General features: G+C 38.0%; 11 protein-coding genes. 9 read left to right on the top strand and 2 right to left on the bottom strand.

What is annotated here, in order from left to right; genetic code table 11:
- Nucleotides 1-68: 68 nt before the first annotated feature.
- The 3 genes from lonB (at nucleotide 69) to ysxC (ending at nucleotide 4,885) form a co-directional block, all read left to right on the top strand.
- Entirely contained in the window at nucleotides 69-1,739 is a 1,671-nt protein-coding gene (lonB, locus tag AAIE21_RS05245) for an ATP-dependent protease LonB (protein WP_343265765.1), read from the top strand.
- A gap of 222 nt (nucleotides 1,740-1,961) precedes the next feature.
- Nucleotides 1,962-4,292 (top strand): endopeptidase La, encoded by a 2,331-nt coding sequence (gene lon, locus AAIE21_RS05240; RefSeq protein ID WP_343265764.1) that lies wholly within the window; start codon nucleotides 1,962-1,964, stop codon nucleotides 4,290-4,292.
- On the top strand, nucleotides 4,289-4,885 hold the full coding sequence (gene ysxC / locus AAIE21_RS05235; protein WP_343265763.1) for a ribosome biogenesis GTP-binding protein YsxC: 597 nt from the start codon (nucleotides 4,289-4,291) through the stop codon (nucleotides 4,883-4,885). The genes lon and ysxC overlap by 4 nt, the downstream gene beginning before the upstream one ends.
- 97 nt (nucleotides 4,886-4,982) lie before the next feature.
- Here ysxC and AAIE21_RS05230 read toward each other — a convergent pair whose 3' ends face one another.
- Together AAIE21_RS05230 and AAIE21_RS05225 are read right to left on the bottom strand one after the other, a co-directional pair.
- Nucleotides 4,983-5,399: an organic hydroperoxide resistance protein gene (locus AAIE21_RS05230; protein ID WP_343265762.1), complete on the bottom strand. Its 417-nt coding sequence runs from the start codon at nucleotides 5,397-5,399 to the stop codon at nucleotides 4,983-4,985.
- 2 nt (nucleotides 5,400-5,401) lie between these two features.
- Complete coding sequence (locus AAIE21_RS05225; RefSeq protein ID WP_343265761.1) at nucleotides 5,402-5,854, bottom strand: MarR family winged helix-turn-helix transcriptional regulator; 453 nt, start codon at nucleotides 5,852-5,854, stop codon at nucleotides 5,402-5,404.
- Nucleotides 5,855-6,475: 621 nt separating this feature from the next.
- On the opposite strand from AAIE21_RS05225, the gene hemA reads away from it, so the two are divergent.
- The 6 genes from hemA to hemL are packed head-to-tail and all read left to right on the top strand — an operon-like array spanning nucleotide 6,476 to nucleotide 12,678.
- Nucleotides 6,476-7,813: a glutamyl-tRNA reductase gene (hemA, locus tag AAIE21_RS05220; protein WP_343265760.1), complete on the top strand. Its 1,338-nt coding sequence runs from the start codon at nucleotides 6,476-6,478 to the stop codon at nucleotides 7,811-7,813.
- 16 nt (nucleotides 7,814-7,829) lie between these two features.
- Nucleotides 7,830-8,663, top strand: coding sequence for a cytochrome c biogenesis protein (locus AAIE21_RS05215; RefSeq protein ID WP_343265759.1), 834 nt, complete (start codon nucleotides 7,830-7,832; stop codon nucleotides 8,661-8,663).
- Nucleotides 8,664-8,678: 15 nt separating this feature from the next.
- Entirely contained in the window at nucleotides 8,679-9,608 is a 930-nt protein-coding gene (hemC, locus tag AAIE21_RS05210; RefSeq protein ID WP_343265758.1) for a hydroxymethylbilane synthase, read from the top strand.
- Between the two features lie 2 nt (nucleotides 9,609-9,610).
- Nucleotides 9,611-10,369 (top strand): uroporphyrinogen-III synthase, encoded by a 759-nt coding sequence (hemD, locus tag AAIE21_RS05205; protein ID WP_343265757.1) that lies wholly within the window; start codon nucleotides 9,611-9,613, stop codon nucleotides 10,367-10,369.
- A gap of 30 nt (nucleotides 10,370-10,399) precedes the next feature.
- Nucleotides 10,400-11,389 (top strand): porphobilinogen synthase, encoded by a 990-nt coding sequence (gene hemB / locus AAIE21_RS05200; RefSeq protein ID WP_343265756.1) that lies wholly within the window; start codon nucleotides 10,400-10,402, stop codon nucleotides 11,387-11,389.
- Nucleotides 11,389-12,678 (top strand): glutamate-1-semialdehyde 2,1-aminomutase, encoded by a 1,290-nt coding sequence (gene hemL, locus AAIE21_RS05195; protein ID WP_343265755.1) that lies wholly within the window; start codon nucleotides 11,389-11,391, stop codon nucleotides 12,676-12,678. Before hemB ends, hemL begins: the two co-directional genes overlap by 1 nt.
- Nucleotide 12,679: the final 1 nt, after the last annotated feature.

Below are 12,679 nucleotides of genomic sequence, written 5' to 3'. Positions count from 1 at the left end.
TTATTATGTTTAGCACTATTCCTCCCAGGAAATACTAAATGGTAAAACATAGCGGGAGGAAATAAATGATGAGCTGGACAAACATATTTCTACTTGTTCAACTTGTTTTTGGTGTAATTGTCGGATTGTATTTCTGGCATTTGCTCCGAAACCAGCGAACACAAAAAGTTTCAATTGATCGAGAATCAAAAAAAGAATTAGAACAACTTCGCAAAATGCGCGAAATTTCTTTGACAGAACCGCTTGCGGAAAAAGTACGTCCTATCTCTTTTTTAGATATTGTTGGGCAAGAGGACGGAATTAGATCATTAAAGGCGGCACTTTGTGGACCGAACCCGCAGCATGTCATTATATACGGTCCTCCTGGGGTCGGGAAAACGGCAGCGGCACGTCTTGTGTTAGAAGAAGCGAAAAAAAATCAAAAATCCCCATTTCGTATGAATGCAACATTTATTGAATTGGATGCAACAACGGCCCGTTTTGATGAGCGCGGTATTGCTGATCCATTAATTGGATCGGTGCATGATCCGATTTATCAAGGTGCAGGTGCAATGGGACAAGCGGGAATTCCTCAGCCGAAAAAAGGTGCTGTAACAGATGCGCATGGTGGTATTTTATTTATTGATGAAATCGGTGAATTGCATCCAATCCAAATGAATAAAATGCTAAAAGTATTAGAAGATCGTAAAGTATTTCTGGAAAGTGCATACTATAGTGAAGAAAATTCAATGATTCCAACATACATACATGATATTTTTCAAAAAGGCTTACCAGCAGATTTTCGCTTAGTTGGAGCTACAACTCGGTCTCCAGATGAAATTCCCCCAGCTATTCGTTCTCGTTGTTTAGAAGTTTTCTTCCGTGAACTCGATACAGAAGAAATTCAAAAAGTAGCGAAGAATGCAGCAGAAAAAGTAAAGATGGAAATTGGAGAACAAGGGATTGAAATAATTGGAATGTATGCCAGGAATGGAAGAGAAGCCATTAATCTTGTACAAATTTCTGCAGGAATGGCGATTAATGAGGGGCGCTCATTTATTAAAGATGAGGATATTGAATGGGTGGTTCATTCTAGTCAGCTTACTCCAAAATATGAAAAGCGTATTTATCCAATTCCGAAAATTGGTCTTGTAAATGGACTTGCAGTATATGGACCGAATACAGGGGCGTTATTAGAAATTGAAGTAACAGCAATTCCAGCTACGGACAAAGGTACGATAAATGTTACCGGAATTGTGGAAGAAGAGAGTATTGGTAGTCAAACGAAATCAATCCGTCGTAAAAGTATGGCGAAAGGATCGGTTGACAATGTGTTAACCGTGCTTCGTTCTCTCGATTTATTGCCAGAAGGATATGATATACATATTAATTTCCCTGGTGGTATTCCAATTGATGGTCCGTCGGCAGGAATTGCAATGGCAACCGGAGTATACTCGGCACTGCACCAAGTGTATGTGAATAACGAAGTAGCGATGACAGGAGAAATAAGTATTCATGGTGAAGTAAAGCCGGTAGGTGGCGTATATGCAAAAGTGAAAGCAGCAAAAAAGGCGGGGGCAAAAAAGATAATTATTCCTGCTGAAAATATGCAACCATTTTTATATACGATAAAAGGTATTGAAATTATACCTGTTCGAAAATTGAAGGAAGTTTTTGAGATAACATTCGTACAGGAAAACTTGCATCGTGAAATCAATGTGCGTCGTCAGGCAGATGAAGGTGACGTGCAATCGATATAATAAAGGTTCTAATAGGCGATTTCATGTGAGGTGAGCGTCATGAGAACGTAATAATATTTGCCAGACTTCGTTTAAGTTTGTATGCTTAAGCGGGGTCCCTTTTTCTTTTTTGGAGAAACAAAAAGTAGGGGATTTGCAATTGCAAGGAATCTCTGCAATTGCATCAAGATGTATTGTAATATAAAATAGTTGAACAGGAGTTTAATTTATTATGGAGGTGCTATGTCTAGTATGAATACGAACGAAAGAATTGTGCCCCTCCTACCATTAAGAGGCGTTCTCGTATATCCAACGATGGTTCTGCATCTTGATGTAGGACGTGATAAATCGATACAAGCACTAGAGCAGGCAGCAATGGATGAAAATATCATCTTTTTAGCAATGCAAAAAGAAATGAATATCGATGATCCAAAAGAAGATGACATATATAGTGTGGGTACAGTAGCGAAAGTAAAGCAGATGTTAAAACTGCCAAACGGCACGCTGCGTGTCCTTGTAGAAGGTTTACATAGAGCAGAAATAGTAGAGTTTATTGAAGAAGAAGATATAGTGAAAGTTTCGATTCAAACAGTAACAGACGAAGAAGAAGGCGACCTAGAGGAAAAAGCTCTTATGCGCACGTTGCTGGAACATTTCGAGCAATACATTAAAGTTTCGAAAAAGGTATCGAATGAAACGTTTGCAACAGTAGTGGATGTGGAAGAACCTGGTCGCTTAGCTGATTTAATCTCTTCTCATTTACCGATTAAGACAAAACAAAAGCAAGAGATTTTAGAAATTTTATCTGTAAAAGAAAGATTACATACACTTATTTCTATTATTCAAGACGAACAAGAACTACTTAGTTTAGAAAAGAAAATTGGACAAAAAGTGAAGCGTTCGATGGAACGTACGCAAAAAGAATATTTCTTGCGTGAACAAATGAAGGCGATTCAAACAGAACTTGGTGATAAAGAAGGTAAAGGCGGCGAAGTTGAAGAGCTTCGTGAAAAAATCGAAGAGGTAGGAATGCCAGAAGAAACGAAAAAAGCTGCCTTAAAAGAATTAGATCGCTATGAAAAGTTGCCAGCAAGCTCTGCGGAGAGTGGTGTGATTCGTAATTATCTTGATTGGTTATTAGCGGTTCCGTGGACAGAAGCAACAGAAGATATGATTGACTTAGCACATTCTGAAATAATCTTAAATAGAGATCATTACGGCCTTGAGAAAGTGAAAGAACGCGTGTTAGAATATTTAGCTGTTCAAAAGCTAACAAATTCTTTAAAAGGACCAATTCTTTGTTTAGTAGGACCTCCAGGTGTCGGGAAAACATCTTTAGCACGTTCGATTGCAACATCGTTAAATCGTAATTTTGTTCGTGTTTCCCTTGGTGGTGTTCGTGATGAATCTGAAATTCGTGGTCACCGTCGTACATATGTTGGAGCAATGCCAGGTCGTATTATTCAAGGAATGAAAAAGGCCAAGACTATCAATCCTGTCTTTTTATTAGATGAGATTGACAAGATGTCTAATGATTTCCGTGGTGATCCGTCTGCTGCGTTATTGGAAGTATTGGATCCAGAACAAAATCATAACTTTAGCGATCATTATATTGAAGAGCCTTATGATTTATCAAAAGTAATGTTTGTTGCAACTGCAAATACGCTTGCAAGCATTCCAGGCCCACTTCTTGATCGTATGGAAATTATTTCGATTGCTGGTTATACAGAGATTGAAAAGGTGCATATTGCTCGTGAACACTTATTGCCGAAGCAATTAACAGAACACGGCTTGAAAAAAGGGAATCTCCAAGTGCGTGATGACGCGTTACTTGAAATTATTCGCTATTATACGCGCGAGGCTGGTGTTCGTACGCTAGAGCGTCAAATTGCAAAGATTTGTCGCAAAGCGGCAAAAATCATCGTTACAGAAGAGCGTAAACGTATTGTTGTAACGGAAAAAAACATTACAGATCTACTTGGGAAACATATATTCCGTTATGGGCAAGCTGAAACAACAGACCAAGTTGGAATGGCAACTGGTTTAGCGTATACGGCTGTTGGCGGTGATACACTTGCAATTGAAGTATCTGTATCACCAGGAAAAGGAAAATTAATTTTAACAGGGAAACTTGGGGATGTTATGAAAGAATCTGCACAAGCTGCATTTAGTTATATTCGTTCTCGTGCAGAGGAGCTTCATATTGATCCAGATTTCCATGAAAAGAATGATATTCATATTCATGTTCCGGAAGGAGCAGTTCCAAAGGATGGACCATCAGCCGGTATTACGATGGCAACGGCGCTTATTTCCGCACTAACAGGTGTACCTGTAAGCAAGGAAGTAGGAATGACAGGTGAAATTACACTACGTGGTCGTGTATTGCCAATCGGTGGTTTAAAAGAAAAAACATTAAGTGCTCATCGTGCAGGTTTAACGAAAATTATTTTGCCAGCCGAAAATGAAAAAGATTTAGATGATATTCCAGAAAGCGTAAAAGAAAATCTTACGTTTGTGCTTGTGTCTCATTTAGACGAAGTATTGGAGCACGCATTAGTAGGAGTGAAACAATGAAAGTAACAAAAGCAGATATTGTCATTAGTGCTGTTAAACCAGAACAATATCCAGATGGTGACTTACCAGAAATTGCATTAGCAGGTCGCTCTAATGTTGGGAAGTCTTCCTTTATTAATAAAATTTTAAATCGTAAAAAGTTAGTGCGTATTTCTTCTAAACCAGGGAAAACGCAAACGTTGAACTTTTTCTTAATTAATGAAATGATGCACTTTGTCGATGTTCCGGGTTATGGGTATGCGAAAGTATCTAAAACAGAGCGAGCGGCATGGGGAAGAATGATTGAAACGTATTTCACAACACGTGAGCAATTGGATGCGGCTGTATTAGTAGTGGATTTACGTCATTCACCAACGAAAGATGATGTCATGATGTACGACTTCCTTAAGCATTATGAAATTCCAACTATTATCATTGCGACGAAAGCCGATAAAATTCCGAAAGGGAAATGGCAAAAGCATTTGAAGGTTGTGAAAGAAACGCTCGATATTGAACAAGGTGATGAAATCGTTTTATTTTCATCAGAAACAGGACTTGGAAAAGAAGAAGCGTGGAAAGCCATTCATAAGTTTACAAAAACAAAAAACGCGTGACGATTCGTCGCGCGTTTTTTGTTTTTTACGGTATAAGTTCAAAAAGGAGGATAAAGAAATATGAAAGCTATCTTTGCCGGATTTTTTGAACATCTTCTTACAGTACGTTTAATGTAACTTCCATATTCCCTCTAGTCGCTTTTGAATACGGACATACACCATGTGCAGCTTCAACAAGCTCTTGTGCTTCATCATGAGAAACACCAGCAACGCGTACATCAAGTACAGTAGATAACCCAAACCCACCATCTGTATCTTTTCCAATGGAAACGTGAGCTGTCACTTCCGTACTTTCTACTTTTACACGTTTTGTACGAATTACAAGCTGCAGAGCGCTATCAAAGCATGCTGCATATCCAGCTGCAAATAATTGTTCTGGGTTTGTTGCTTCTCCGCCCATACCGCCTAATGCTTTTGGCATCTTTACATCAAGATTTAGAATGCCGTCATCTGAAACAACTTTCCCATTTCTTCCACCTGTCGCAGTTACTGTTGCTGTATATAATTTTTCCATATTTATTCCCCTTTTCTATCATTGATTGTTTGCATGGTTTCCATTAATTTATTTAATTGAATTAATAATGATCGATATTCTTGTTCTGTAATTCCTAAATTGGTAGCCATAGTTTTTGGCAATGAACATGCTTTTTCTTTTAAAGCGTGCCCTTCTTCGGTTAGTTCAATGCACACTTTGCGTTCATCTTCCTTAGAACGAACGCGTTTAACTAATTCTAATGTTTCCATGCGTTTTAACATAGGTGTTAATGTACCTGAATCTAAAAATAGACGTTCGCCAATTTCTTTTACAGTTAATCCATCTTGCTCCCAAAGCACTAATAATGTAATGTACTGTGGATACGTAATACCCATTTCTTCTAAATAAGGCCGATAAAAGCGTGTTACCTCTTTAGAACAGGCATAAATAGAAAAACAAAGTTGATTATCGAGATGTAAAGGATTCTCTTTCATGAACATCCCTCCTTTTTAAGTTGTGCACAATTTAATTTTGTAAAATTAATATAACGAAAAAGAAATGAGATGTCAAATACATTGCAACGAAAAAATTTTGAGTAATGTGTCACATGAAAGAAGTTGTTACATTTTGGAACAATCATACATATTTTTCTGTATTATGAAAGAAGATAAAAAAGGTAGCCTTCCAATTCTTATGGAATAGTTTCCATCACTTGATTCTGACAGATTTTTTTGGTAACGTACAAATAGAGTTATTATTTTATAATGATTATAAAGTAAGGTGTATATACATTTTGATTTTCTAACATATAAGTTGCTGCTAGGAAGAACAAAAGGTGACATCTACTTGCTTTCTTTTTTGTTTTTACATGGAATGGGGCAGAAAGAGGGTTTGACCGCTTCTATGCATGGCTAGCTGCTCTCTCCCACCTAAAGAAAGGTTTGATGTTGGTTTTTCAATTTGTATTCGTATAGTTAGCTGAGTAACCTATTTCCTGCTAGGTGTGAAGATCAGAAAAAAATTGTTGATGTTCACACGATTGTCAGATTCATAACAAGAAAGTTGTATTATGATAGTAGTTAAGGTGATAAAACGGTTGAAGGGGGACATGCTGCGTGCATATTCTTGTTGTTGGTGTAAATTATCGAACAGCCCCTGTAGAATTTCGTGAGAAACTCACATTTCAGGCAGCAGAGCTAGAACGGGCAATGACAATATTACAAAATCAAAAGAGCGTTTTAGAAAATGTCATTGTATCAACGTGTAACCGCACAGAAATCTATGCTGTCGTCGATCAATTACACACGGGACGATATTACATTAAAAAGTTTTTAGCTGATTGGTTTCAGCTCGAGATAGAAGAGATTTCACCATACTTGTCTATTTTTGAACAAGATGGTGCCATTGAACATTTATTCCGTGTAACGTGCGGATTAGATTCTATGGTGGTCGGAGAAACACAAATTTTAGGCCAAATTCGTAATAGTTTCTTAGAAGCGCAAGAGGTAAAAGCAACAGGTACGATTTTTAATGAATTGTTTAAACAAGTAATCACGCTAGCAAAGCGTGCGCATTCAGAAACAACAATTGGTGAAAGTGCAATGTCTGTTAGCTATGCTGCAGTTGAGCTTGGAAAGAAAATTTTTGGCGATTTAACAGATTGTCACGTTTTAATTCTTGGCGCTGGAAAAATGGGTGAACTTGCACTGCAAAACTTATATGGAAGCGGAGCAAGTAAAGTAACAGTTATGAACCGTACATTTACGAAAGCGGAAACAATGGCTGAGAAATATATGGGGCATGCAAAACCTTTAAGTGAATTACAATGTGCATTATTAGAAGCGGATATTTTAATTAGTTCAACAGGTGCATCAGAGTATGTCATTACGAAAGAAATGATGACAAGAGTAGAACGGATGCGCTGTGGACGCCCGCTATTTATGGTGGATATTGCAGTGCCGCGCGATATTGATCCAGCAATTGATGAGCTAGAAGGTTCTTTCTTGTATGATATTGATGATCTGCAAGGCGTAGTCGAAGCAAACCGTGCTGAGCGTTTAAAAGAAGCGGAAAAAATTCAACTTATGATTGAAGAAGAAATCATTATATTTAAAGCTTGGCTAAATACGCTTGGTGTTGTTCCTTTGATAGCAGCTCTTCGTGATAAAGCTTTAGCAATTCAAAGTGATACAATGCAAAGTCTGGAGCGGAAAATTCCAACGCTGAGTGATCGTGAGAAAAAAGTAATTAGTAAGCATACGAAAAGTATTATTAATCAACTGCTAAAGGATCCGATTTTAGTAGCGAAAGAGTTAGCGGCCGAAGAGGGAGCTACGGAAAAGCTCGCTTTATTCGCGAAAATTTTTGATTTAGAAGTGCAAGAAGAGGTTGTGGAACATACGGAAGAACGAGAACATAAACGAGCGTGGACAGCATCCGTTCCATCTTTATAACCGGAAGGATGATCGGATGGGCTTTTTAAATAATAGTATTATTTATCATATCGCAATTATTTTATATGCTTGTAGCATTAGTTTATATTTTATAGATTATTTCCAGAGTAACCGAAAGGCGAATCGAATTGCTTTTTGGTTACTTGCAATTGTATGGATATTACAGTCTATTTTTATGTTACTTCGGGCTACGGAATCAGAGACGCATCCGATTTTAACGTTATTGTCGGGGATTTATTTCTATGTGTGGTTATTAATTACAATGTCGCTCGTAATCAATCGATTTATGCGCATTGACTTTTTAGTCTTTTTTACAAATGTCATTGCGTTTGGCGTAAGCGCTTTTTCTATTTTTACTCCGCTCGGAAAAATGTCACCGGTACTTGCGCATCAATTAGTTTCAGAACTTGTATACGTACATGTAGGAATGGCGATTATTTCCTATGCGGCATTTACGGTTTCGTTTATTTTTTCTATTATGTACTTACTGCAATATCGATTATTAAAACAGAAAAAATGGAATGCAAGATTAAGAAGGTTGGGGAATTTACCAAAGCTTGAGTCGATGTCTTATGGACTAAATCTATTTTCTGTTCCTTTTTTCTTGTTAGCTATTTTACTTGGATGTATATGGGGATATACAAAGTTAGATAATTTCCATTGGTATGATACGAAAGTAATCGGGTCTTTTGTTGTTTTATTTGTATATTGCATGGGTTTATATTTACGAGGATCAGATATATTGCAAGGTAAGAAGATTATAAATTGGAACATTGGTGCCTTTCTCGTTATGTTAGTCAACATTTTCCTATTGAGCAGTTTATCAAACTTCCACTTTTGGTATTTATAATGAGGAGAGAAAATTATGCGCAAAATTATTGTCGGTTCGAGAAAGAGTAAGCTAGCATTAACGCAAACAAATTGGTTTATTGATCAGTTAAAAGCGCTTGGCTTACCATATGAATTTGAAGTGAAAGAAATTGTTACAAAAGGCGATGTTATTTTAGATGTAACACTTTCCAAAGTAGGTGGAAAAGGTTTATTTGTAAAAGAAATTGAACATGCATTGCTTACGAAAGAAATCGATATGGCTGTACATAGTATGAAAGATATGCCAGCTATACTTCCAGATGGATTAACAATTGGGTGTATACCGAAGCGTGTCGATCCACGTGATGCGTTCATTTCAAAAAACGGGGAATCATTTGAGGACTTAGCAGAAGGTGCGGTTCTTGGGACAAGTAGTTTACGACGAAGTGCACAGTTACTCGCTGCTAGACCAGACTTACAAGTGAAGTGGATTCGCGGTAATATTGATACGAGATTACGTAAATTAAAAGAAGAAGACTATGATGCAATCATTTTAGCAACAGCTGGGTTACAGAGAATGGGATGGGATGATGAAGTCATTACGGAACATTTAGATGAAACATTATGTGTACCGGCTGTAGGGCAAGGGGCCTTAGCAATTGAATGTCGTGAGGGTGATGAAGATTTATTGCAATTATTATCACATATGAATGATGTTGTAACAGAACGAACAGTGGCGGCTGAACGAGTATTCCTGCATAAACTTGAAGGTGGCTGCCAAGTACCGATTGCTGGATACGCAATACTTCAGGAGAATAATGAAATTGAATTAACAGCTCTTGTCGGCTCTATGGATGGTTCTGTTTTGTTAAAAGAAACAGTTACAGGTGTAGATTCAGAGCAAGTTGGCTTAGAGGCAGCTAATCGTTTAATTAAGCAAGGAGCAAAAGAGCTCATTCTCGCTGCAAATAAGGAGCAACAGTAATCATGGATGCTCTTGCTGGCAAAACAGTACTGATTACGCGTGCCCAGCATCAAGCAAAACAAATGAGTGCAGCGGTGAAAAAAGAGGGCGGAATTCCATTGGAAATTCCGCTTTTGCATATAGAAGGTGTATCGCAGAAAGAATTTCAAGGAGTGCTGCAGCAACTGCACACATATGACTGGGTTATTTTTACGAGTAAAAATGGTGTGGGATTTTTTTTAGATGGTTTGTGTCAGAAAATACCGCCTAATGTTCGCATTGCTGCAGTAGGGGTGAAAACAGGACAAGAGTTAGAAAAGCGGGGTTATGAGGTTCATTTTATTCCAACAGCGTTTGTTGCTGAAACCTTTGCGGAAGAATTTGTAAGAGAATTAAGTGGTAAGGAACACATTTTATTTCCAAAAGGGAATTTAGCTAGAGATGTGATTCCGATTAAACTCCGGGAATTAGGAGTGTTCTTAGAGGAACTTGTTGTATATGAAACAAAAACAAATGATAAGAAACAACAAGATCTCATCTCAGCTTTAGAATCAGGTAAGGTAGACGCTATTACATTTACAAGTCCTTCTACCGTTACAAGCTTTGTGACATTACTCGAGGGCACAAACTGGAGAGAATGGATAAAAAAATGTACAATTGCTTGTATAGGACCGATAACAGAGCAAGAGGCAATGCGTTATTTTGCTGATGTAATTGTTCCAAAAGAATATACAATAGAAGCGTTAATACAATGCATTTCAAAATATAATCAAAATGCATAATCTAAATAAAAGAATGGGAGACAGAAATCTATGAGTTCTTTACAATTTAATCGTCACCGTCGTTTAAGACAAAGTGGAAATATGCGTGCGCTTGTACGTGAAACATTTTTACATACAGAAGATTTTATTTATCCTATTTTTGTATTAGAAGGAGAGAATGTTCGTAACGAAGTTCCTTCTATGCCAGATGTATACCAAATTTCTTTAGATCTTCTGCAAGCTGAAATGCAAGAAGTTGTAGATTTAGGTATTCGTTCTGTTATCGTATTCGGTTTACCTGCTGAAAAAGATGAAGTTGGCTCTTCTGCATTTTGTGAGCACGGTATTGTACAACGTGCAATCAAACAAATTAAAGAGCAGTTCCCAGAGTTAGTAGTAGTTGCAGATACATGTTTATGCCAATATACAAGCCATGGTCATTGCGGTGTTATTGAGGATGGAATTATTTTAAATGATGAATCATTAGAAGTTCTTGCGAAAACTGCAGTAAGCCAAGCGAAAGCAGGAGCAGATATTATTGCACCATCTAACATGATGGATGGATTTGTAACGGCGATTCGCCATGCATTAGATGAGAACGGTTTTGCGCACGTGCCGGTTATGTCATATGCGGTGAAATATTCATCGGCATTTTACGGACCATTCCGCGATGCAGCACATGGTGCACCGCAATTTGGTGATCGTAAAACGTACCAAATGGATCCAGCAAACCGCATGGAAGCACTCCGTGAAGCTGAATCGGATGTAATGGAAGGGGCAGATTTCTTAATCGTAAAACCAGCTCTTTCTTACTTAGATATTATTCGCGATGTGAAAAATAATTTCAATTTGCCAATCGTTGCTTATAACGTGAGTGGAGAATATTCAATGATTAAAGCAGCAGCGCAAAATGGTTGGATTAATGAAAAAGACATTGTACTTGAGAAACTATTAAGCATGAAACGCGCAGGAGCAGATTTAATTATTACGTATCATGCGAAAGATGCAGCACGATGGTTACAAGAAGGAGGCGCACAATAATGAAAAAATTTGATAAATCGATTGAAGCATTTACGGCGGCGCAAGATTTAATGCCTGGTGGCGTAAACAGTCCGGTTCGTGCATTTAAATCTGTTGGTATGAATCCGCTCTTTATGGAGCGCGGAAAGGGCTCTAAAGTGTACGATATCGATGGGAATGAATACATCGACTACGTATTATCATGGGGACCTCTTATTCACGGACATGCAAATGACCGTGTTGTAGAATCATTAAAAGCTGTTGCTGAAAAAGGAACAAGCTTTGGTGCGCCGACAGAAATTGAAAATAAATTAGCGCAGCTTGTAATTGAGCGTGTGCCGTCTATTGAAATCGTGCGTATGGTAAACTCTGGAACGGAAGCAACAATGAGTGCACTTCGTTTAGCACGTGGTTACACAGGTCGTAATAAAATTTTGAAATTTATCGGTTGTTACCATGGTCATGGCGATTCATTATTAATTAAAGCTGGTTCTGGTGTTGCAACGCTTGGTTTACCAGATAGCCCTGGGGTACCTGAAGGTGTAGCGCAAAATACGATTACAGTAGCGTATAACGATTTACAGAGCGTAAAATATGCTTTCGAACAATTCGGTGACGATATCGCTTGTGTGATTGTAGAGCCAGTAGCGGGAAATATGGGGGTTGTACCACCTCAGCCAGGATTTTTAGAAGGACTTCGTGAAGTAACAGAGCAAAATGGTGCACTACTTATCTTCGATGAAGTAATGACAGGATTCCGCGTTGCTTATAATTGTGGCCAAGGTTATTACGGTGTAACGCCTGACTTAACTTGTTTAGGAAAAGTAATTGGAGGTGGCCTACCAGTAGGAGCATACGGTGGTAAAGCAGAAATCATGCGCCAAGTTGCACCGAGCGGACCAATTTATCAAGCAGGTACATTATCTGGTAACCCTCTTGCAATGACAGCAGGTTATGAAACATTAGTACAATTAACACTGGAATGTTATCAAGAGTTTGAGCGTAAAGCTGAAATGTTAGAAAATGGTTTGCGTAAAGCGGCTGAAAAATATGGTATTCCGCATCATATAAATCGTGCGGGTTCAATGATTGGTATATTCTTCACGAATGAACCAGTTATTAACTATGATGTAGCGAAAACTTCAAACTTAGAGTTTTTCGCAGCTTACTATCGTGAAATGGTAGAACAAGGTGTATTCTTACCACCTTCTCAATTTGAGGGCTTATTCTTATCAACAGCTCATAGTGATGCAGATATTGAGGCAACGATTGCAGCAGCAGAAATTGCCATGTCAAAATTAAAAGCGTAAA

The sequence above is a fragment of the Paenibacillus sp. 102 genome, assembly GCF_039549175.1.
Classification (GTDB): domain Bacteria; phylum Bacillota; class Bacilli; order Bacillales; family Bacillaceae_G; genus Bacillus_A.
Note: the sequence above shows the minus strand (reverse complement) of the source record. Positions and strands in the feature narration are given on the sequence as shown.